General features: G+C 67.3%; 13 protein-coding genes and 3 pseudogenes. 15 read left to right on the top strand and 1 reads right to left on the bottom strand.

What is annotated here, in order from left to right:
• From ASF04_RS28830 to ASF04_RS28360, 8 genes and pseudogenes are all read left to right on the top strand, one after another.
• Positions 1-291, top strand: a pseudogene (locus ASF04_RS28830) (AMP-binding protein); the annotation flags it as partial.
• Between the two features lie 34 nt (positions 292-325).
• A pseudogene (locus tag ASF04_RS28825) lies at positions 326-484 on the top strand (hypothetical protein); the annotation flags it as partial.
• 331 nt (positions 485-815) lie between these two features.
• A complete protein-coding gene (locus ASF04_RS21750; protein ID WP_056146600.1) occupies positions 816-6215 on the top strand; it encodes an aminotransferase class V-fold PLP-dependent enzyme in 5400 nt (1799 codons plus the stop codon).
• 45 nt (positions 6216-6260) lie between these two features.
• Positions 6261-7040 (top strand): thioesterase II family protein, encoded by a 780-nt coding sequence (locus ASF04_RS21745; protein WP_056146597.1) that lies wholly within the window; start codon positions 6261-6263, stop codon positions 7038-7040.
• A gap of 25 nt (positions 7041-7065) precedes the next feature.
• A complete protein-coding gene (locus ASF04_RS21740) occupies positions 7066-7980 on the top strand; it encodes a hypothetical protein (protein ID WP_056146596.1) in 915 nt (304 codons plus the stop codon).
• 11 nt (positions 7981-7991) lie between these two features.
• Positions 7992-9722, top strand: a complete 1731-nt coding sequence (locus ASF04_RS21735) for an amino acid adenylation domain-containing protein (RefSeq protein ID WP_056146594.1) — start codon at positions 7992-7994, stop codon at positions 9720-9722.
• Entirely contained in the window at positions 9716-11398 is a 1683-nt protein-coding gene (locus ASF04_RS21730; protein ID WP_056146592.1) for an amino acid adenylation domain-containing protein, read from the top strand. Before ASF04_RS21735 ends, ASF04_RS21730 begins: the two co-directional genes overlap by 7 nt.
• 138 nt (positions 11399-11536) lie before the next feature.
• Positions 11537-12514, top strand: a pseudogene (locus ASF04_RS28360) (alpha/beta fold hydrolase); the annotation flags it as partial.
• A 17-nt stretch (positions 12515-12531) separates the two neighbouring features.
• Here ASF04_RS28360 and ASF04_RS21720 read toward each other — a convergent pair.
• Positions 12532-13473 (bottom strand): LysR family transcriptional regulator, encoded by a 942-nt coding sequence (locus ASF04_RS21720; protein ID WP_056146590.1) that lies wholly within the window; start codon positions 13471-13473, stop codon positions 12532-12534.
• Positions 13474-13810: 337 nt separating this feature from the next.
• Between ASF04_RS21720 and ASF04_RS21715 the strand changes: the two genes are divergently transcribed.
• The 7 genes from ASF04_RS21715 (at position 13811) to ASF04_RS21685 (ending at position 22392) form a co-directional block, all read left to right on the top strand.
• Positions 13811-14512 (top strand): RraA family protein, encoded by a 702-nt coding sequence (locus ASF04_RS21715; protein ID WP_056146588.1) that lies wholly within the window; start codon positions 13811-13813, stop codon positions 14510-14512.
• Entirely contained in the window at positions 14509-15456 is a 948-nt protein-coding gene (locus tag ASF04_RS21710) for an NAD(P)-dependent oxidoreductase (protein ID WP_056146586.1), read from the top strand. The genes ASF04_RS21715 and ASF04_RS21710 overlap by 4 nt, the downstream gene beginning before the upstream one ends.
• A 73-nt stretch (positions 15457-15529) precedes the next feature.
• Entirely contained in the window at positions 15530-16885 is a 1356-nt protein-coding gene (locus ASF04_RS21705; RefSeq protein WP_056146584.1) for an MFS transporter, read from the top strand.
• 154 nt (positions 16886-17039) lie between these two features.
• Positions 17040-18185, top strand: coding sequence for a porin (locus ASF04_RS21700; protein WP_056146583.1), 1146 nt, complete (start codon positions 17040-17042; stop codon positions 18183-18185).
• A gap of 65 nt (positions 18186-18250) precedes the next feature.
• Complete coding sequence (locus ASF04_RS21695; RefSeq protein WP_082488934.1) at positions 18251-18631, top strand: DUF2946 domain-containing protein; 381 nt, start codon at positions 18251-18253, stop codon at positions 18629-18631.
• 104 nt (positions 18632-18735) lie between these two features.
• Positions 18736-20847, top strand: coding sequence for a TonB-dependent siderophore receptor (locus tag ASF04_RS21690; protein WP_229205155.1), 2112 nt, complete (start codon positions 18736-18738; stop codon positions 20845-20847).
• A 12-nt stretch (positions 20848-20859) separates the two neighbouring features.
• Entirely contained in the window at positions 20860-22392 is a 1533-nt protein-coding gene (locus ASF04_RS21685) for a PepSY domain-containing protein (RefSeq protein ID WP_056146579.1), read from the top strand.
• Positions 22393-22418: the final 26 nt, after the last annotated feature.

Raw genomic sequence — 22418 nt, 5'->3', positions numbered from 1 at the left:
GTGTTCCAGCCGCTCACGCAGGGCACGCCGCTGGTCGTGATCGGCGACGAGGCGGTGCGCGACATCGACCAGCTGGTGGCGGCGCTGCGCGCGCACCGCATCAGCCGCATCACGCTGGTGCCGTCGCTGCTCGATGTGCTGGCCGACCACGATGGACTGGAGGGCCTGGCGCTGCGCTTCATCATCAGCAGCGGCGAACCATTGGGCGYGCAGCTGGCCGCGCGGGTGCAGGCGGCGCTGCCGCAGGCACGCCTGCTCAATATCTACGGCTCCACCGAAGTGGGCGCGGACGTGACCTGGGAAGAGGTGAGCCCTGGCGTGGGAAATGTGGTCGGCATCGGCCGCCCCCACCGAAGTGGGCGCGGACGTGACCTGGGAAGAGGTGAGCCCTGGCGTGGGAAATGTGGTCGGCATCGGCCGCCCGATCGCCAACAACCGCGCTTATGTGCTCGATGCGCAGGGCGCGCTGCTGCCGCAAGGCGCGGTGGGCGAGCTGCATATCGGYGGCGCCGGGCTGGCGCTKGGCTACCTGCGCCAGCCGGAACTGAGCGCGGCGCGYTTCATCGCGGACCCMTTCAGCGCCGAACCGGACGCGCGCCTGTACCGCACCGGCGACCTGGCGCGCTGGCTGCCCGACGGGCGGCTGGCCTACCAGGGGCGCCAGGACCACCAGATCAAGCTGCGCGGCATGCGCATCGAAGCCGGCGAAGTGGAAGCGCAGCTGCGCCTGCTGCCCGGCGTGCCTCGCGCGCTGGCTGCCCGACGGGCGGCTGGCCTACCAGGGGCGCCAGGACCACCAGATCAAGCTGCGCGGCATGCGCATCGAAGCCGGCGAAGTGGAAGCGCAGCTGCGCCTGCTGCCCGGCGTGAAGGATGCGGTGGTGAGCGCCGCCGCGCTCGCGGACGAGGCGCATGGCCAGCCGCACCGCCTGGTGGCGCATCTGGTCGCCCATGCCGGCGGCCCGCCGTCCATCGCCGCGTGCCGCAAGGCGCTCAAGCTGGTGCTGCCGGACTACATGGTGCCGGAGATCTTCCTGTTCCTGGAGGCGCTGCCGCTCAGCCGCACCGGCAAGATCGACCGCAAGGCGCTGCCGGCGCCCGTTGCCGCCGACCTGGACAGCGCCCGCTACGTCGCGCCGCGCGACGCGACCGAGACGGCGTTGTGCGGACTGTGGCAAAAGCTGCTCAAGCGTGAGCGCGTGGGCATCGAGGACAACTTCTTCGAAGCGGGCGGCCACTCGCTGCTGGCTACCCGCCTGCTGAGCCAGATCCGCCAGCAACTGGGCATCGAACTGCCGCTGCGTGCGTTGTTCGAACACCCCACCATCGCCGCGCTGACCGAAACGCTGGTGCAGTACGGGGGGCGGGGCCAGGCCGCCATCGCCCGTGCCGACGACACGCAGCCGCTGGCCCTGTCGTTCGCCCAGCAGCGGCTGTGGTTCATCGATCAGCTGGAAAACGGCAGCGCGGAATACAACCTGCCGATGCAGTTCGACGTCAGGGGGCCGCTGGACGTGGCGGCGCTGTCGCGCGCACTGGACACGCTGGTCGAACGCCACGAAGTGCTGCGCACGGCTATTGCGATGGCCGATGGCCAGGCCGTCCAGGTCATCGGCGCGGCCGCTGCCGTGGCGCTGACCGGACATGACCTGCGCGGCCTGGACGCCGCCGGACAGGCGCAGGCCCTGGCCCGCATCGCCGCCGCCGAAGCCGCCATGCCGTTCGACCTTGGCGCCGGCACGCTGCTGCGTACCCACCTGTTGCGCACCGGCGAGGAACGCCACCGCGTGCTGCTCAATTTGCCCCACATCGCGGCCGATGGCTGGTCGCTGGGGATACTGTTCCGCGAACTCAATGCGCTCTACAACGCGTATGTCCAGGGCCTGGCGTCGCCGCTGCCAGCGGTGCCGGTGCGCTATGCCGACTACGCGCAGTGGCAACGTGCCGCCCTGCAGGGCGATGCGCTGGAATCGCACCTGGCATACTGGCGCACCCAGTTGCATGGCTTGCCGGCCATGCACAGCCTGCCCCTGGACCGGCCGCGGCCCGCGCGCCAGCGCTTCCAGGGCAAATGCCACGCGCAAGTGCTCGACGGCGGCCTGCTCGCCGCAGTCCAGGCGCTGTGCCAGCGCGAACAGGCCACCTTGTTCATGTTCCTGCACACCGCGTTCGCGGTACTGCTGCAGCGCTACAGCGACGAAGACGATATCGTGATCGGCGCCCCGATCGCCGGCCGCACGCACCGCGACGTCGAACAGGTTGTGGGCCTGTTCGTCAACAGCCTGGTGCTGCGCAGCGACTTGTCGGGCAATCCGGCGTTCAGCGCCCAGCTGCGGCGCAACAAGCAGATGATACTGGACGCCTACGAGCACCAGGCGGTGCCGTTCGAAATGCTGGTGGAGCAGTTGCAGCCGGAGCGCAGCATGAGCCACACGCCGCTGTTCCAGGTCACGCTGACGCTGCAGAACAACGAACGCCAGGAACTGGCGTTCCACGGGCTGGAACTGGAACGCAACGTGACCAGCCATAACCGCATCAAGTCCGACCTGGAGCTGACCATCACCGAGGCCGACGGCAGGCTGTACCTCGACTGGGACTACAACACCGACCTGTTCGTGCGCGCCACGATCGAGCGCATGGCGGCCAACTTCGAGGTGCTGGTGCGCGGCATTGTGGCACAGCCGGACGCCGTGCTGGCGGCGCTGCCGGTGATCGCCGACGCCGAGCGCCGGCGCCTGGTGGAGCAATGGAACGACAGCGCCGCGAGCTACCCTGACCAGGCCACGGTGCACGGTCTGTTCCGCGACCAGGCAGCAGCCACGCCGGCCGCTTGCGCGCTGATCGACGGGGCGTTCGAGGTCGGCTATGCCGAACTCGAGGCGCGCGCCAACCGCCTGGCCCACTACCTGCGCCAGCGCGGCGCGGGCGCCGGCACCGTGGTTGGCGTGTGCATGGCGCGCTCGGCGCCGATGGTGGTGGCCATGCTGGCGGTCATGAAGGCGGGCGCCGCCTACCTGCCGCTCGACCCCGGCCATCCGGCCGCCCGGCTGGCGTACCTGGCAGGCGACGCCGGCGCCGGGCTGGTGCTGACCGAGACGGCATGTTGCGCCTGCTTGCCGGCGGCAGCGGAGCTGGTGGTGCTGGACGATTTCGCCCTGGCCGCGCAACTGGCGGCGTTCAGCGACGCCGCGCCGTGCGAACCGACGCACGCTGGCGATCCCGCCTGCGTGATCTACACCTCGGGCTCCACCGGCGTGCCGAAAGGAGTGCTGGTGCCCCACCGGGCGATCGTCAACCGCCTGGCCTGGATGCGGCGCGTGTTCCCGTCCGCCGGGGACGAGGTGTACAGCCAGAAAACCTCGCTCAACTTCGTGGACCACGTGGCCGAGATATTTCAGCCGCTGGTGCAAGGTAGCCCGCTGCTGCTGATTCCCGACCACGTGGTGCGCGATGTGGACCTGCTAGTCGGCATGCTGCAGGCCAGACGGGTCACCCGCCTGACCCTGGTGCCCTCGCTGCTGGCGCTGCTGGTGGAGCACGAGGAGGTGGCAACGCTGACCGACCTGCGCTACGTGACCAGCAGCGGCGAGCCGCTCGGCGGCGCGCTAGCCGCCAAAGTGCGCGCCGCGCTGCCGCATGCAACCCTGCTCAACCTGTACGGCTCAACCGAGGTGGGCGCCGACGCCACGTGCTTCGTGGCCCATGCCGGCGCCCCGGCCGAAGTGATGCGCTACTTCCCGCGCGAGGTGGCGCTGGAGTGCGGCCTGGACCCGGCGCAGGCGGCGCCGCGCGCACTGGCCGTCAGCGCCGGAGTGACCACTCCCGCCGTGCGGCTCGACAGCCTGCTGGCCGATTTCAGCGACACCGCCACGCCCGAATCGGCCCAGCCGTTCGAACGCTACGTGGATTACCTGAACCAGAAAGTGATGCCGCATGTGGTCAACGTCGCCGCGCCGACCTTTATCGGCCACATGACGTCGCAGCTCCCCAGCTTCATGGCGGAATTCGCCCGCGTGCTCACGGTCCTGAACCAGAATATGGTCAAGATCGAGACGTCCAAGAGCCTGACGCTGGCCGAACGCCAGGCGGTGGCGATGGTGCACCGCCAGTTCTTCGACCTGCCGGAGCAGTCGTATCTCGACCATGCGCTGACCCCGCACAGCAATTTCGGCCTGGTCACCAGCGGCGGCACCACGTCGAACATCACCGCCATGCTGTGCGCCCGCAACAAGGGGCTGCGCGCGCTGGGCCATACCCAGGCGGAGATCGCCGCCAGGGGCGCCACGGCGCTGCTGCACGGCGCCGGGCTGGGTTCCGGGGTGATCATCGGTTCGCGCCTGGCGCACTACTCGATCCGCAAGGCTGCCAACCTGCTGGGCGTGGGCGAGGAAAACATCCTGCTGATCGACCAGGACGACGGGCAACGGCTGTCGATGGCCCACCTGGTGGCAACCATCGACCGCTGCCGCGCCGAGGGGCGCTTCATCATCGCCATGATCGGCATGGCCGGCGCCACCGAGACCGGCACCATCGATCCGCTGCCCGAGATGGCGCGCATCGCCCGCCGTTACGGCCTGCACTTCCACGTGGACGCGGCCTGGGGCGGCGCGATGCGGTTTTCGGCGCGCTTCCGCCACAAGTTGCGCGGCATCGAACAGGCCGACACCGTGACCTTCTGCGGCCACAAGCAGATGTATCTGCCGCAGGGCATCAGCCTGCTGCTGTTCCGCGAGCCGCAGGATACCGGCATCCTGCCGATCCACACGGCGTACCAGGCCGCGCGCGGCACGTTCGACATGGGCCAGCACACGCTCGAAGGTTCGCGTCCTGCCAATGCACTGCTGCTGCACGCCGCGCTGCACCTGCTGGGACGCCAGGGCTACGGCTGGCTGGTGGATCAGAGCATGGCCCAGGCCGAGCACTTCGCTGCGCTGGTGGATGCCTCCGGCGCCTTCGAACTGGTGGGGCGCCCGGAACTCAACATCGTCAACTACCGCTACATCCCGGTGGCGCTGCGCGGCAAGAAATACAGCCGCTTCAGCGAGGACGAGAACACCGCCATCGGTGCGGCGGTCGAGGCGATCCAGCAGGAGCAGTTCTTGCGCGCCAAGACCTTCGTCTCCAAGACCCGGGTGCTGCACCACCCGTCCGGCGATACGCCGCTGCTGGTGTTCCGGGTGGTGTTCTCCAACCCGCTGGTCGGTTTCGACCACCTGCGCGAAGTGCTGCGCGACCAGCTGGAAATCGCCGCCGAGCTGGTGGAGTCGGGCGCCGCCGGCGCTGGGGTGGACCGCGAAATCCTGGCGCTGCAAAACCACGTGGCCGACACGGCGGCTGCGCCGGTGCCGGCCGGCGCAGCGGTGGACAACATGCGCATCTACCTGCTCGACCGTCACGGCCGGCTGCTGCCGCAGGGGGCCGTGGGCGAGGTTTATATCGGCGGCCCGGGCGTTGCGCTCGGTTATCTGAACCGTCCGGAACTGACCGCCGAACGCTTCGTCGACGATCCGTTCCAGCCCGGTGCGCGGCTGTTCCGCACCGGCGATTACGCCCGCTGGCTGCCCGACGGCACGCTGCAGTACCGGGGCCGCCAGGATGCGCAATGCAAGGTGCGCGGCACCCGCGTCGAGCCGGGCGAAATCGAAGCGGCCCTGCTGCGGGTGGACGGCGTGCGCGAAGCGGTCGTGGCGGCCGTGGACGGCGGCCAGCTGGCGGCCTATGTGGCCCTGGAACCGCAACTGGCCGGTCCCGGCGCGGAAGACGCCTTGCGCGGCCTGGCATTGCGCAGCGAATTGCGCCGCACGCTGCCCGACTACATGATTCCGGAGCTGTTCGTGCTGGTCGACCGCTTCGCCACCACGGCGAGCGGCAAGATCGACCGCCAGCGCCTGCCTGCCGCCGCCACCATCGGCGCCGCTGCGCTGGTGGCGCCGCGCGACGCCGTCGAGCGTGAATTGAACAGCATCTGGCGCCAGCTGCTCAAGCGGGAAGAGGTGGGCGTCAAGTGCAATTTCTTCGAGCTGGGCGGGCATTCCTTGCTGGCGATGACGGCAATTAATCATATCCGCAAGCGCCTAGGCGTGCGGCTGCCGCTGGTCACGCTGTTCGAGTACCCGGATATCGAGGGCGTAGCCCACGTCATCCGCGCCCTGGCGGATACCAGCGTGACGCAGGACAGCGCTGCCCACGAGGAACAGGTGGACCTGCTGCTGTAAGGCTCGGGCACGAACGGCTTATTCAATTCCATGCAAAGGACTATCATGTCGGACTGGTTTATCAAATTGCAGCACACCCCGAAGGCGCGGATCCGGGTGTTCTTTTTCCATTACGCAGGCGGGGGCGCCTCGATCTTCCGGGGCTGGGAGCGGCATTTTTCACGCGAGGTCGATGTGTTCGCGGTGCAGTCTCCGGGCCGTGAAAACCGCTATTCGGCGCCGCCGATCGCCTCGCTCGAGCGCAAGGTCGCGCTGCTGCACGAAGAGATCGCGCCTTACCTGGACCTGCCGTGCATCTTCGTAGGCCACAGCATGGGAGCCATGCTGGCGTTCGAACTGGCGCGCGCCATTGAGGCCGGCGGCATCGACCGCCCGGCGCACGTGGTGCTCTCCGCAGCGCGGGCGCCGCACCTGCCGCGTATCAAGCCGCTGATGGGGGGGCTGTCGCACGACGAGTTCATCGAGCAGGTCAAGATGTTCTCGCGCACGCCGGACGAAATCCTCGACAACCGCGAAATCATGGAGGTCTTCATGCCCATGCTGCGCGCCGACTTCACGCTCAGCGAATCGCGCGTCTTCCAGCCGGAACCGAGGCTGCAGGCGCCGGCCACGGTGTTCAGCGGCGTCGACGACGACGCCGTGCCGATCGCCGACGCCGAAGCGTGGGACCGCCTGCTGGCGCAGGGCGCCGATTACCTGGCGTTCGACGGCGGCCACTTCTTCATCCATAGCGAGCAGGCCCGGTTCGTGGCGGCGGTGCAGGCCATCGTCCACCATGAGCTCAATCTGCGCCACGGTCCGATGCAACGGCCGCTGGCCGCCTGAACACCCCAACAGGAAAGGGATCATCATGTTCGACAGCGAGATTTACAATGTGGCGCACGATACCGGCAGCGCCGCCTACCGCGACATGCTCGAGCGCATCGAGCGCCAGTTCGGCTACCTGGAATCGGCGCGCCGCAGCGACATCACCGGCCAGCGCGATTTCATCGCCCTGCACGAGCTCACGCGCGGCTTTTACGAGCACGCCTTCGGCGACATTTACAACGACTACGTGCCGCTGTACCACTCGATCTGGAAGCTGCGCCTCAAGGATGTGCGCAAGATCGACAACATCCACCAGGACGGCGGCGTGCATTATTTTTCGCGCAACGGCTACCAGTCGCGCATGCTGACCATCTGGACCAATGTGCACCGCGACCAGATTGCCGGCCTGGCACCGTCGGACATGGGGATTTTCGTGGTCGACGACAAGGTGGCGGCGCACGCCGCGCTATACCAGCGCATGGCGGAGGAAAACACGCATTTCGTCAGCAAGAAAAAAGGCGAACTGGCCGATTGCATGTACCTGGCTGGACCGGTCATCAAGTGCGACACGGACGCCCTGCAGCGGCGCGCGCTCGATTACCATCCCGGCCTGTCGATCGTGTTCAACAGCCACATGCTGCATGGTTCGACCAGCTATGCCGGCGACCCGGGCGCGCTGCAGCCGGCCGACCTGGAGAAATTCAGGGTGTCGCTGACCAGCGTCTGGATCCACAAGGATGACCTGAACCAGGCGGTGCTCGACATGCCCGAAGCCGACTACGAGCGGCTGTACCTGTCGCGCGTGGAAGAGGAAGTCTGGCCCGACGTCAAGGCCTATTTTGCCGACGCCTGCGCACTGGAACACCAGCGCCTGGTGGAAACCAGGCGCCTGATCCTGCACCATCTCGAACAAGCCGCGCGCGGCCTCGATGCCGCCCCCTATGCCATTGCCGCCTGAGAGGAACCGCCATGTCCCCACTTACCCTGCAAGAAAGCGCGCCATGCCTGCCGGCCGTCGCCAGCGAAGACTGGCTGCGGCGGATGGCGGAATGGAACGCCACCGCCGCCGCCTTCCCCCGCGAGCGCTGCATCCACGAACTGATCGAAGCGCAGGCTGCGCGGGTGCCGCAGCGGCCTGCGGTGCGCTTCGGCGACCAGACGCTCACCTACGCGCAGCTGAACGCCCAGGCCAACCGCGTGGCCCATTACCTGCGCGCGCAGGGCGTGGGGCCGGACGTCTGCGTGGGCCTGTTCGCCGAGCGCTCGCTGGCGATGATGGTGGGCTTGCTGGCCATTCTCAAGGCCGGCGCCGCCTATGTGCCGCTGGACGTGGACTATCCGGTGCAGCGCCTCGATTACATGATCCACAACAGCGGTTTCGACCTGCTGCTCACGCACCAGACGGTGGACGTGCGGGCCCAGGCGCTGGCGGGCGGCGGCGCCGCGCTACGCAAGGTATCGCTCGATGCGCCCGACACCTTGCGCATGCTGGCCGGGTTCCCGGACAGCGATCCCGTGCGCGTGGCGGGCCAGTCGCCGGCCAACCTGGCCTACGTAATGTATACATCCGGTTCCACCGGCCTGCCGAAAGGCGTGATGATCGAGCACCGCTCGGTGGTCAATCGCATGGGGTGGATCAACCGGCTGTTCGGCACCGACGAAACCGATATCTTCCTGCACAAGGGGTCGCTGAGCTTTGACGTCTCGGTGTCGGAGCTGATCTGGCCCCTGACGATCGGCGCCTGCATCGTCATGGCCGGCCTGGGGGGCAACCGCGACATCGGCCTGCTGACGACGCTGATCCGGCAGACCGGCGTGACGTTCGTGCATTTCGTGCCATCGACGCTGACCATGATGGTAAGGGAGGGCGACTGGGCCGCCTGCACCTCCGTGCGCAACATCAGTTGCGGCGGCGAGGCCCTGAGTCCCGAAATCATCCGCCAGCATTACGCCGTCCATGGCGCCCCGCTCTACAATATGTACGGCCCGACCGAGTCCACCATCGAGGTCACGTCCTGGCCTTGTCCGCGCGACCGGACGCCGTCCCGCGTCGCCATCGGCAAGCCGGCGGCCAATGTGCGCCTCTACATCCTCGATGAGCTGGGCCGGCGGGTGCCGCCCGGCGTGGCAGGCGAGCTGTATATCGGCGGGGCAGGCGTGGCGCGCGGCTATCTCAACCGCGACGATCTGACGGCCGAACGCTTTTTACCCGACCCGCACGTGGACGAACCGGGCGCGCGCATGTACCGCACCGGCGACCTCGCGCAGTTCTGGGAGGACGGCAACATCGAGTTCCTGGGCCGCATCGACAGCCAGGTCAAGCTGAATGGCCTGCGCATCGAGCTCGGCGAGATTGAAACCGGGCTGCTGAGCCATCCGGCCGTGACCGCCGCCACCGTGCTGGCGCGCGAAGACATTGCGGGCGAGCAGCAACTGGTGGGCTACGTGGTGCTCGCGCGCGGCGCCGGCGACGTTGCCATGCTGCCGCCCACCGCCATGCTGCGCAGCCATTTGCAGCAGACGCTGCCATCCTTCATGGTGCCGTCGCTCTTCGTGGTACTCAGGGCGCTGCCGCTGAGCCCCACCGGCAAGGTGGATGCCCGCGCGCTGCCGGTGCCGCAACCTACGTTGCGCCGGCTGGCCGCGATGCGCCAGGCCGGCATTGCATCCTCATCCACCGGGAGCAACCCATCATGCTAGCGCTATCCGCAACCCGCACGCCGCTTGGCAACTCCGACTGGCTGCTGAAACTGGCCGCCTGGAACGATACCGCCGCCGACTTTCCATCCGACCGCTGCATCCACGAGCTGTTCGAAGCGCAGGCGCAGCGGGTGCCGCAGCGGCCGGCCGTGCGCTTCGGCGACCAGGTCGTCACCTATGCCCAGCTCAACGCCCGGGCCAACCGGGTGGCGCATTACCTGCGGACGCAAGGCGTGGGGCCGGACGTGTGCGTGGGCCTGTTCACCGAGCGTTCGCTGGCGATGGTGGTGGGCATGCTGGCCATCCTCAAGGCCGGCGGCGCCTACGTGCCGCTGGACGTGGGATACCCGGAACAGCGCCTGCTGTACATGATACGCAACAGCGGTTTCGACCTGCTGCTCACGCACGCGTCGGTGGACGCGCAGGCGCAAGCGCTGCTGGGCAGCGGCGCGGCGCTGCGCATGGTGTCGCTCGATGCGCCCGACATGCTGGCGGTGCTGGCCGGCTTGCCCGATACCGATCCCGAGCGCACGCCGGGCCTGTCGCCCGCCAACCTCGCCTACGTGATCTATACCTCGGGGTCCACCGGCCTGCCGAAAGGCGTGATGATCGAGCACCGCTCGGTGGTGAACCGCATGGATGGCGTGCACAAGCTGTGCGCCACCACCGAAAACGACGTTTTCCTGCACCAGACCCCGTTCAGTTTCGACCTCTCGGTATCCGAGCTGATCTGGCCGCTCAGCATCGGCGCGAGCATCGTCATGGCCGGTCCCGGCATCCACCGCGACGTCGGCATGCTGACGGCGCTGATCCGCGAGTGCGGCGTGACGTTCGTGCAATTCGTGCCGTCGATGCTGACCATGATGGTGCGCGAGGGCGACTGGGCTTCCTGCACGTCGGTGCGCCGGGTGATCAGCGGCGGTGAAGCGCTGAGCCCGGAGATCATCCGCCAGCATTACGCCGTCCACGCCGCGGAACTCTACAATATCTACGGCCCCACCGAAACGACCATCGAAGCCACGCTCTGGCTGTGTCCGCGCGGCCCGGCGCCGCTGCGCGTCGCGGTCGGCAGGGCGGCCCAGAACGTGCGCCTCTACATCCTCGACGACCAGGGCCGGCAGGTACCGCCCGGCGTGGACGGCGAGCTGTATATCGGTGGCGCGGGTGTGGCGCGCGGCTATCTCAACCGCGTCGATCTGACGGCCGAGCGCTTCCTGCCCGATCCGCATGCGCAGGAACCGGGCGCGCGCATGTACCGCAGCGGCGACCTGGCGCAGTTCTGGGAAGACGGCAACGTGGAGTACCGGGGCCGCATCGACCGCCAGGTGAAACTCAACGGCCTGCGCATCGAACTGGGCGAGATCGAAACCCGGCTGCTGGGCCATCCGGCCGTCACCGCCGCCGCCGTGCTGGCGCGGGAAGACATTCCGGGCGAGCAGCAACTGGTGGGCTACCTGGTGCTGGCGGCGCAGCACGGCGGCGCCGACATGCTGCCGCCCACCGCCATGCTGCGCCGCCACCTGCAGCTGGCGCTGCCATCGTACATGGTGCCGGCGCTGTTCGTGGTGCTCAAGGCGCTGCCGCTGAGCCCCAGCGGCAAGGTGGATGCGCCGGCGCTGCCGGTACCGCAGCCCACCTTGCGCCGGCTGGCCTCGTTGCGCCGGGCCGGCGTTTGATGTTGCCGGAACCGGTGCCGGCTGGCCACTCCGGCACCGGGCGCCACTGTGCTGCGTACCATGCGTGTGGACGGCTGCCCGGGCATTTCGTATCATCTGCCGGCGGGCGACTTGCTGGCAAACACATAAGGTTAGACTATGAGGAAATTATGTACTGCGGCCTTCGCCGTCTCCATGCTGCTGTCGGTTGGCAGCGCCTGCGCGCAGAACACACCGGTGGCGCCGGCCTGCGCCGCCGGGCACGGTCAGCTCGACGAGAAGGGCTATGTGGCCATCGGCGGCATCGAACAATGGGTCACGATCAAGGGCAGCAGCTGCGCCAACCCGGTGGTCCTGGTCGTGCATGGCGGTCCGGGCAACCCCCTGAGCGCCTATTCCGACGCCATTTACGCCGGCTGGACCGGGGACTTCACGGTGGTTCAATGGGACCAGCGCGGCTCCGGCAAGACTTACGGCCGTAACCCGCCGGCGCCGGACACACCGCTGACCATCGACCGCCTGACCCGCGACGGGGTGGCAGTGGCGGACTACGTGAGGCACCGCCTGGCCAAGCAAAAAGTCATCGTGTTCGGCAGTTCCTGGGGCTCGATCCTCGCGGTGAACATGGCCAAAGCGCAGCCTGCGCTGTTCTCCGCCTACCTGGGCAGCTCGCAAGTGGTGGGCTACCGCCAGAACCTGCCGGTCACCTATGCCAGGTTGCTGGCGCAGGCCCGCGCCAGCGGCGACCAGGAATCATTGGCCGTGCTCGACAGCGTCGGCGCGCCGCCGTGGACCGATCCGCGCAGTTTCGGCAAGGTGCGGCGTGTGATCCGCAAGTACGAGGCAGCGGTGACCACGCCGCCGCCCGATCAGTGGTGGAATGCGGCGCCGGAGTACGAGACCGCCAGGGCCAAGGCCGATTACGACGCCGGCGAGGACTATTCCTTCCTCAACTTCGTGGGCCTGCATGGCGACGGCATGTTTTCGCAAGTCGATTTGCCGGCGCTGGGCACCGACTTCGCCATGCCCGTGTTCCTGGTGCAGGGCGCCCAGGACTTGCTGACCACGCCGGACGTGACGCAGCCTTATTTCGACAGCATCAAGGCGCCACAAAAAGCCATGGTGACCGTTCCCCATGCAGGACACGATCCGAATCAGCCGATGGTGGACGCACAGTTCCGGCTGCTCAAGGAGCGCATACTGCCATTGGCATGCAACGACGTTCCATGCAGCCGCAACAGCCCCGCAATCCGCGCCATCGCCGGCGACAGGTAAGTATTGCTGCGGTAGAGCACGCCCATGCGGCGCGGCATGGTGGTCTGCTCCAGCACCACCTCGCGCAGCCCGGTATCCGGCGAGCGCAGGTTGGCATTGCTGGCAAAGCCCAGCAAGCGGGTTTTTTCGATGACGGGCAGGATCATGTTGAGCACCGTTGATTCGATGTGCACCTGCGGTCGCGCCAGCCGGTTGCGATCGAAGGTCTGGTCCAGCCACTGGCGACTGGCCACGGTCGTGGCCGGCAGCACCCAGCGGTAGGCCAGCAGGTCGGCCATCGTGTAGGGCCCTGCGAACAGCGGATGCTGCTTGCTGGCGACCACCACCATCTGGTCTTCGACGATCTGTTCCGACACGAACTCCTGGTCGCTTTCGAGCATCGGTCCCACCACCAGGTCGAACTCGCCGCCGCGCAAGCCTGCCAGGAGCGCATCGTTCATCGCCACCCCGAGCCGGATGGTGACCTCGGGCGCTTGCTCGAGCATGTCGTGCAATATCTGCGGCAATAAATGCTCGGCCAGCGTGGGCACGCAGCCGAGCCGGATATGGCCCTTCAACCCCGCCGCATGGTCGCGCATTTCGCGCGCGGTGTCTTCGATCATCAACCCCATCTGGCGCGTGCGCGACAGCAGCACATTGCCGGCCACCGTCAGGCGCATGCCGCGCCCGTCTTTCTCGAACAGCTTGGCGCCCATCGACGATTCCAGCCGGTCGATGCATTTCGACAGCGCAGGCTGGGTACGGAACAGCTTTTCCGCCGCGCGCGCCAGGTTGCCTTCCTGGGCGATCACCTCGAAAAACTTCAGGTCGCGAAAGTCCATCGATACATTCCCCGCAGTTATGTTTTGCAAAAAATAATTGAATATACATTATAAATTGTCGCTCCTATACTCAAATCCATAACAAGAGCAACAAGAAATCCCAGGCCGTTAGCGCAGGTTTCCGGCAGGGCAATCTCAATCGCAGGAGACCGGCATGACACTTCACCACATCTCTCACCACCAGGCTGTCCATCCACCGCGCCAGTTGCGCAGCGGCTAATTGGCGCCCCGGCGTGCATCGCCACGCCTGTTCCTGATTGCAGTTTCCCCCAATAACCGTCGCCGGCCTGCCGGCGCGGCAGGGGCCCTTTTACGCCATTTTTTACGAGGCCATTCCATGACCACTACCTTTCCCTCCCAGCCCGACGTGATCCGTGAATTCGAACGGGTCGATCCGGCCATCGTCGCCATTGCTGCCCAATACCCATCGTCGATCCTGGCCGACGTTGCCGGCCGCCGTGGCACGCTGAGCAGCCGCATTGCGCCGCTGGCGCCCACCATGCGTATCGCCGGACCGGCGCTGACCATCGAAGTGCGTCCCGGCGATAACCTGATGATCCACGCTGCCATGGCGCTGGCCCAGCCCGGCGACGTGCTGGTAATCGACGGCAAGGGCGACGAAACCTGCGCCTTGATGGGCGAAATCATGGTGTCGCAGTGCATGGCGATCGGCATTGCCGGCGTCATCATCTATGGTTCGGTGCGCGACACCGAAGCTATCCGCGCACTCGGTTTTCCGATGTACGCCACAGGCGCCAACCCCAACGGTCCGACCAAGCTTATTCCTGGCCGCCTGAACTGGCCGATCTCGGTAGGCGGCACCACCGTCAACCCGGGCGACCTGATCGTCGCCGACGCCGACGGCGTGGTAGTGGTCGAGCGCCGCAAGGCGGCGTCGCTGATGCCGCTGGCCAAACAGAAGGTGATCGACGAGACCGCGCGCATCGCCGGCATCCGCAACGGCGAACAACTGCGGCCGAAATGGCTCGACGGTGCGCTGCGCAAGGCCGGTGTGCTGGCCGAAGGAGAAACGCTGTGAGCGCCGCCCAGGTTGTCCTGGTCACCGGCGCCGACCTGGCGCCGCAGGCAGTCGAGATGCTGCGCGACTACACCATCGTGTACGCCGGTAAAACCCCGGATGAACAGCAATTGATCGCCCTGTGCCATGAACATCAGCCGGTGGCGATCATCGTGCGGTACGGCCGCATCACCCCGGCCGTGATTGCCGCCAGCGCGCAACTGCGCGTGATTTCCAAGCACGGTACCGGCATCGACACCATCGACGTCGCAGCGGCCGCCGCGCGCGGCATCGCCGTCAAGGCGGCGCTGGGCGCCAACGCCGCCGCCGTGGCCGAACACACGTGGGCGCTGATCCTGGCCTGCGCCAAGGACGTGGCCCGGCTCGATGCCCGCATGCACGACGGCCACTGGGACAAGGCCACCCATAAAAGCCTGGAGCTGAAAGGGCGCACGCTGGGCCTGGTAGGGCTGGGAGCGATCGGGGTGCGGGTGGCGGCCGTCGGCCAGGCGCTGGGCATGCGCGTGCTGGCGCACGATCCGTATGCGAAAGCGCTGCCCGCTGGCGTGGAAAACGTGGCGCTGGCTGACCTGTTTGCAGCGGCCCACGTGGTCTCGCTGCATTGCCCGCTCACGCCTGACAACAGCAACATGATCGACGCGGCCGCGCTGGCGCTGATGCCCGACGGCGCCATCCTGGTCAACACGGCCAGGGGCGGCCTGATCGACGAAGCGGCACTGTTGCAGGCGCTGCAAAACGGCAAGCTGCGCGCGGCCGGGCTGGACAGCTTCTGCATCGAGCCGTTTTCCGGCGACCACCCGTTCGCACACCAGCCGAACGTGATCCTGTCGCCCCATATCGGCGGCGTGACCAGTGACGCCTACGTGGGCATGGGCACGGCAGCGGCCGCCAACGTCCTGGCGGTGCTGGCCATGCTGGACGGGGAGGCGCGCGCCGCGGCGTAAAGCCGAAATAACTCGCCGGCGCCGAACACGGCGCGGTGATTTCGACTATAAATGCAGGATCTGGAGGAAGACAATGGATACCATAACAACAAATGTCACCCAACTCGAGAAGGACACGATGCGCAAGGTTACCTGGCGCCTGATCCCTTTCCTGATGGCGTGCTACCTGCTGGCGTTTATCGACCGTGGCAACATCGGCATGGCATCGCTGCAAATGAACCACGACATCGGCATTTCGGCGCAGATGTTCGGCTTTGCCAGCAGCCTGTTTTTCATTTCGTATTTCATGTTTGAAGTGCCCAGCAACCTGGCGCTGCAAAAATTCGGCGCCCGCAAGTGGATCGCTCGCATCATGGTCACCTGGGGCACGGTCTCGGCCGGCACCGCGCTGGTGCAGGGGCCGTACTCGCTGTACGCCGTGCGCTTTCTGCTGGGCGCGGCCGAAGCGGGCTTCTTCCCCGGCGTGCTGCTGTACATGACCTACTGGATTCCGTCCGCCTATCGCGGCCGCATCGTGGCCATTTTCATGGTGTCGATCCCGATGGCCAGCTTTATCGGGGCGCCGCTGTCGGCCGCGCTGCTGCAAACCGATGGCATGCTGGGCCTGCGCGGCTGGCAATGGCTGTTCATCCTGGAAGGCTTGCCCACCGTGCTGTTCGGCGTGGCCTGCCTGTGGTTCCTTACCGACCGTCCGGAACAGGCAAAATGGCTGACGGCCGAGCAGCGCGACTGGCTGTCGAAGCGCATGGATGGCGAACGTGCCGCCAGCAAGGCCAAGGCCCATGTCTCGATCTGGAAGCTGTTCCGCAGCAAGGAAGTCTTGGGCATGGCGCTGGTGTGCTCCACCGCGTCGGCCGCTGGTAGCGTGCTGAGCGTGTGGATGCCGCAGATGTTCAAGTCGTTCGGCCTGAGCGTGATGCAAACCGGCTGGCTGGCTGCCGTGCCGTACCTGGTGGCCTCGGTGTTGATGGTCTTATGGGGCCGTCATTCGGACCGCAAGAACGAGCGCCGCTGGCACACCGTGATTCCGCTGGCGCTGATCGGCGCCGGCATGCTCAGCACCCTGTTTGTGTCGTCGCTGGCAATTACCGTGGTCATGCTGACCTGTGTGCTGATTGGCGCCTACTCGTTCAAGGGCCCGTTCTGGGCGCTGAGCTCCGGTTGGCTGGCGGCTGGTTCGGCGGCAGCGGGACTGGCTGGCATCAATGCTGTCTCCAACCTGATCGGTGGCGGGCTGATGGTCAACGTCTACGGCTGGATCAAGGCCGAGACCGGTAGCCATGCGCTGGGGCTGTTGCCGATAGCCGTGCTGGCCATGGCCAGCATCGTGACCCTGCTCACGCTCAGCTCCAAGGCCCGGCGCGAGGCTGCTGCTGCCGCTGCTGCTGCTGCCACAGGACGTCCGGTAGCCGACAAGCTGACCGCCTGACGATCCGGCGCGGCTCCCGGGCCGCGCTGCGCCCGCGCTGCGCCCGCGCTGTACTACATTCCGCGCATTGCCATCCATCCCGCGCCCGACGCGCCGCCACAAGGCGCGCGGGCGCGTGGATTTGCACGACCACCATAATCATACGAGACTAACCATGACCCGCAAAACCCATGCCGCCGCCATCGCGCTGGCGCTGCTGCCGTGCGCCGTGCTGGCGCAATCTTCCACCGTCGTCATCTACGGCAAGCTCAACGTCGATGTCGAAACCTTGTCCGCCAGCGGTCCCAACGCCTCGGACACCCGCAAGCACCGCGTGAGCAGCAATTCGTCGCTGCTCGGCTTTCGCGGCGAAGAAGCGCTGGGCGGCGGCCTGTCGGCGTTCTTCCAGATCGAATCGTCGGTCGGCGTCGATACGGGCAGCGGCACGCTGGCCGGCCGCAGCTCGGCCATCGGCCTGAAAGGCCCAGCCGGCAGCCTGCTGATGGGGCAGTGGGATACGCCGTACAAGAATTCCACGTTAAAGCTCGATCCGTTCACCAACAAGACCTTTGCCGGTTATGGCGCCGTCCTGTACGGCAACAGCTCGCCCACGGTGGGCAATATCGCCAACCGGCAGGCGTTCGACCGCCGCCAGAAAAATGTGATCCAGTACTGGTCGCCGGAATCAAAAAGCGGCTTCAAGGGCCGCCTGGCCTACGGCATGGGCGAAGAAAAGGGCACGTGCGCGGTGGCGTGCGACCCGCGCCTGCTGTCAGCGTCCGGTACGTACGAGCATGGCCCGCTGACCCTGATCGCCGCGTACGAGCGCCACGACGAATATGCCAACACCGCCACCGTGCGCACGCGCGACGATGCGCTGCGGCTGGCCACGCATTATGTGTCCGGCGCCACCACATTCAGCGGCATTGCCGAGCAACTGACGTACCGGGGCAACCTGGCCGCTACCGGGCTGCCCAAGGCATTCACGCCGGGCAATGCAGCGGCGGTCAAGGTGCGCAACGCGTGGGGCGCCGTCACGCACCGGATCGGCCGCCAGCTGCTGCGTCTGTCCTATGGGCAGAGCGCCGACCTCAAGCTCGATGGGGGCGGGCCGGGCGCCAGCGCGGTCGATACCGGCATGCGCTACTGGGCGGTGGGCTACGCCTACCAGCCGTCGAAACGTACCGAGCTGTACATGACGTTCGCCCGGATCGACAACGACGCCCGTTCGAGCGGCGACTTCGGCACTGCCGCCTTGGGCGGCGTGACGGCGGGCGCGCACCCGACCGGCTTCGGCATGGGTATCACGCACTCGTTTTGAAGCCTGCGACAAAATGCCCAGCACACTCCCGGCCCGGCGCGAGGCCACTGCTGTAAAATAGGCAGATGCACAAGACCCGACAACGCCGACGCTACCTCGCATGGTTGCTCTGCGCCGCCATGCTGATGACGGCGTTGATGCCGGCCTTGTCGCGCGCGTTCGCGCCGGAGCGGGCGGCCAGTCCCGCGTGGCTCGAGATCTGCTCGGCCATGGGCACCCGCTACGTCCAGGCGCCCGATACGCCCGATAATACCGACAAGCGCAGCAGCGGCATGAACGACTGCCCGTACTGCCGCGTCCACTCCGACATGCCGGTGCTGCCGCCATCGCCGCCGCTGGTGCCGCAAGGTGCGATTCTGTCCGAACGGCCCGCGCTGTTCTACCATGCGCCAACGCCCCTGTATGCATGGGTAATCTCGCATCCGCGCGGTCCGCCCGCCGTTTGATATCCCGTAGTTTCTAGTTCCAGCCTGGCGCCGTGCCTTCACGTCGCGCCAGCTGGCCAAGTGCCGCCCATGGCGGCCAGGATATTCATACGCGTCTCGAATTCATGCACACTCATTTTATTTTGTCGCGCACGGCCGCCGCGTGCGCGCTGGCGCTGCCGCTCGTCGTCATTGCCCAGGACAGCACCTTGCCCACCGTCGTCATCACCGCCCGCGACGACAGCGGTGGCCTCCATTCCGCCGCCGGCACCGGCTCCAACCTCGACCTGTCCCGCTTCGACACCCCGGCCAGCGTGGACGCCATCACCCGCCAGCAGCTCGAGCAGCGTGGCGACCGCAGCCTGGTCGATGCCATCACCCGCGCACCGGGCGTGAGCGCCATGCCACATCCGGGCAATGGCGGCTCGTCGGTGGCCGCGCGCGGCTTTACCGACACCTTGTCGGTCATGCGCCTGTACGACGGCATGCGCCAGTACGGTGGCGCCGGGCTGACGTTCCCGTTCGATACCTGGGCCGTCGCGCGCGTGGAAGTGCTGCGCGGGCCGGCGTCCGTGATCTACGGCGACGGCGCCATCGGCGCGGTGATCAACGTGGTGCCGAAGCAGCCCACGCGCGGCGCCATCGAGACCGACGTGCAGGCGGGCGTCGGCACCGAGAACAGCCGCCGCCTTGCCATCGGCAGCGGCGGCGCGATTGACGAGCGCTGGTCGTACCGCTTCGACGCCAGCACCGACCGGTCGGACGGCTGGGTGGACCGGGGCCGGTACAGCAACCGCGCCGTCTCTGGCGCGGTGCGGCTCGACATCTCGCCCCGCCTCAATGTGCGCCTGAGCGCGGCCCGGGGCCGGCAGGAACCGATGCAATATTTCGGCACGCCGCTGGTGAACGGCAAGCCCGATCCGGCGCTGGCAACGAAGAACTACAACGTCGCCGACAGCGTGATGCAGTACGACGACCGCTGGCTCGACGCGCTCGTCAACTGGACCCCGAACGACAGCACCACGGTGCGCAGCCGCTTCTACGACATCGACAGCAACCGCCACTGGCGCGATGTCGAAGCGTATACGTACAACGCCGCCACCGGCCTGATCGACCGCTCCGACGCCACCGAGATCTATCACGACCAGTCGCAGACCGGCAACACCACCGACGCCGCCTTCAAGGGTCAATTACTGGGCCTGGACAACCGCTTCGCCCTTGGCTTCGACCTCAATTCCAGCGCTTTCAAACACACCAACAACACCTACGTTGGCGACGCCACCTCCGTCGATCCGTACCACCCGGCCCCCGGCTGGTTCGCCAGCCCGGTGCCCACCATTCCGCGCTATGCCAGCAAAGCGCGCCAGTACGCGGTGTTTGCGGAAAACCGGCTGGCGCTGACTGGCCAGTGGTCGCTGCTGGCGGGCGTGCGCTACGACCATGCCAGCGTGCGCCGCACCGACCTGGTGGCCGACCGCCTCGCTTACGATAAAACCTTCAGCAACGTCGGCTGGCGCCTGGGCACGGTGTACCAGGCTACGCCGTCGCTGGCGCTGTATGGCCAGGTGGCCAAGGCGGCCGATCCGATCAGTTCTCTGTTCTTTCTGTCGGCCGCCAACAGCGCGTTCAAGAACGCCACCGGCCGCCAGGTGGAACTGGGCGTCAAGCAGGCCTTTGCAGGCAATACCGCCGAATGGACGCTGGCCGTGTACGACATCACCAAGAACAACCTGCTCACGCGCGACCCCGCCAATCCGAGCCGCAGCCTGCAAGTGGGCGAGCGCACGTCGCGCGGCGTGGAGGCCACGGTGACGGCGGCTTTGCTTCCCGGCTGGCGCGTGGAGGCGAATGCCGCGCTGCTGCGCGCGCGTTTCGCGGACTTCAGCGAAGCCTCCGGCGGCGTGCTGGTCTCGCGGGCCGGCAATACGCCGCCGGACGTGCCGCAGCGCCTGGCCAACCTGTGGCTGCACCACGAACTGGCGCGCGGCTGGACCGCCAGCGCCGGCCTGCGCTACGTGGGCGAGCGCAATGCGGACAATGCCAATACGCTCAAGCTGCCGTCGTACGCGGTGACCGATGCGACGCTGCGCTGGAAGCTGTCTGGCGCCACCAGCGTTTCGCTGCGGGTGGCCAATCTGTTCGACCGGCGCTATTTCACCACGGCGTATTACACGCCCACCCAGTGGTTCTATGGCCAGGACCGGCGCGCGGACCTGGTCGTTGACCACCGCTTCTGACGGAGACGGGTAATGCGCCGCATCCTGTACCTGATCCATCGCTGGACGGGGATCGCCATGTGCGCACTGATGGCGCTATGGTTTGTCAGCGGCATGGTGATGCTGTTCGTCGGCTACCCGAAGCTTACGCCGGCCGAACGGCTGGCCGCCTTGCCGCCGCTCGCCGCCGGCTGCTGCATCGAGCCGGCGCAGGCGCTGGCGCGCAGCCATCGCCCGGCCGTCGTGCAAGCCATCACGCTGACCTCGATCGCCGGCCGTGCGCATTACCAGCTGCTGGAGCAGGATGGCCGCACCACGCAGGTGGATGCTGCGACCGGCGCGCTTGCGCCCAAGCCCGATGCGCAGGCGGCGGTGGCCGCGGCACGCATGTTCAAGCCTGGCGCACCGGCCCGCTACGCGGGCCTGGTGGAGGAAGATCGCTGGACCCACTCGCGCGGCCTGAACCTCCACCGGCCGCTGCACGTGGTGGAACTCGATGACGACGCGGCCACGCGCGTGTACGTGTCGTCGGCAACGGGGCAGGTGATGCTCGATGCGCCGCGCGCAGAGCGGTACTGGAACTTCGCCGGCGCCTGGCTGCACTGGCTCTACATGCTGCGCCAGCAGAACACCGATCCGGTGTGGACCTGGACCCTGATCGGCCTGTCCGCCGTGGGCGTGCTGTCGGCGGTGACGGGGATGGTAAACGGTGTGCAGCGCTGGCGTTTCAATGGCCGCTACAAGAGCGGCGCGCGCACGCCTTACCGCGAGTTCGCCATGCGCTGGCATCACGTGCTGGGGCTTGCCTTCGGACTGGTGCTGTGCACCTGGATGTTCAGCGGCCTGATGTCGATGAATCCGCTGGGGGTGTTCAATGCGCGGGGCGCCAAACCGGATGCGGCAGCCATGCAGGGCGGCACGCCGGCCAGCGTGCGCCTGGCGCAGCCGGTGGCGCAAGTGCTGGCGCTGCTGCAAACGCAGTCGTTTAAGCCGCGCGAACTGGAATGGCGCGTGCTCGGTGGCGAGCCGTTCATCGTGGCGCGCGATGGCCACAACGGTACGCGCATCGTGGCGGCCGGCAGTCACGGACTGCCCCCGACGATGCACTGCGACTCGCGCATCTCCGCAACCTGCGGCGACGCACTGACGGTGACGAAGCAGTGGGAGCCGGCGCGTCTGGAGGCGGTCGCGCGCAAGCTGCTGCCTTACCCGGTGCGATCGTTCGAGATGGTAACCGCACCGGATGCCTACTATTACCAGCGCGGCGACGCCTCCATGTACGGCGGCAACGAGCGGCGCCTGCCGGCCTTGCGCGTGGTGTTCGACGATCCGGGGCATACCTGGGTGTATCTCGACGCGGCCACCGGCCAGGTGGCGCTGAGCATCGACAGTACCCAGCGGGTAGGGCGCTGGCTGTTCAATTTTTTGCACAGCTGGGATGTGCCGGCGTTGCTGTCGCCGGCCTGGGCGCGCATCGCGGTGCTGATCGCGCTGAGCGCCGGCGGTTTGCTGTTGAGCGCCACGGCAGTCGTGATCGCGGTGCGGCGATTGCGGCGCATGGCGTGAGCGTGCTGCCGGTTCAGGCGTGACTG

This window comes from Duganella sp. Leaf61 (genome assembly GCF_001421905.1).
Classification (GTDB): Bacteria; Pseudomonadota; Gammaproteobacteria; order Burkholderiales; family Burkholderiaceae_D; genus Rugamonas; species Rugamonas zoogloeoides.
Note: the sequence above shows the minus strand (reverse complement) of the source record. Positions and strands in the feature narration are given on the sequence as shown.

What these genes read in the sequence shown, in the direction of transcription:
- ASF04_RS21695 (WP_082488934.1), top strand. Translation starts at nt 18,251, where the DNA reads ATGCACAAGACCCGACAACGCCGACGCTACCTCGCATGGTTGCTCTGC.
- ASF04_RS21705 (WP_056146584.1), top strand. Translation starts at nt 15,530, where the DNA reads ATGGATACCATAACAACAAATGTCACCCAACTCGAGAAGGACACGATG.
- ASF04_RS21740 (WP_056146596.1), top strand. Translation starts at nt 7,066, where the DNA reads ATGTTCGACAGCGAGATTTACAATGTGGCGCACGATACCGGCAGCGCC.
- ASF04_RS21700 (WP_056146583.1), top strand. Translation starts at nt 17,040, where the DNA reads ATGACCCGCAAAACCCATGCCGCCGCCATCGCGCTGGCGCTGCTGCCG.
- ASF04_RS21685 (WP_056146579.1), top strand. Translation starts at nt 20,860, where the DNA reads ATGCGCCGCATCCTGTACCTGATCCATCGCTGGACGGGGATCGCCATG.
- ASF04_RS21690 (WP_229205155.1), top strand. Translation starts at nt 18,736, where the DNA reads ATGCACACTCATTTTATTTTGTCGCGCACGGCCGCCGCGTGCGCGCTG.
- ASF04_RS21715 (WP_056146588.1), top strand. Translation starts at nt 13,811, where the DNA reads ATGACCACTACCTTTCCCTCCCAGCCCGACGTGATCCGTGAATTCGAA.
- ASF04_RS21745 (WP_056146597.1), top strand. Translation starts at nt 6,261, where the DNA reads ATGTCGGACTGGTTTATCAAATTGCAGCACACCCCGAAGGCGCGGATC.
- ASF04_RS21735 (WP_056146594.1), top strand. Translation starts at nt 7,992, where the DNA reads ATGTCCCCACTTACCCTGCAAGAAAGCGCGCCATGCCTGCCGGCCGTC.
- ASF04_RS21750 (WP_056146600.1), top strand. Translation starts at nt 816, where the DNA reads ATGCGCATCGAAGCCGGCGAAGTGGAAGCGCAGCTGCGCCTGCTGCCC.
- ASF04_RS21730 (WP_056146592.1), top strand. Translation starts at nt 9,716, where the DNA reads ATGCTAGCGCTATCCGCAACCCGCACGCCGCTTGGCAACTCCGACTGG.
- ASF04_RS21720 (WP_056146590.1), bottom strand. Translation starts at nt 13,473, where the DNA reads ATGGACTTTCGCGACCTGAAGTTTTTCGAGGTGATCGCCCAGGAAGGC.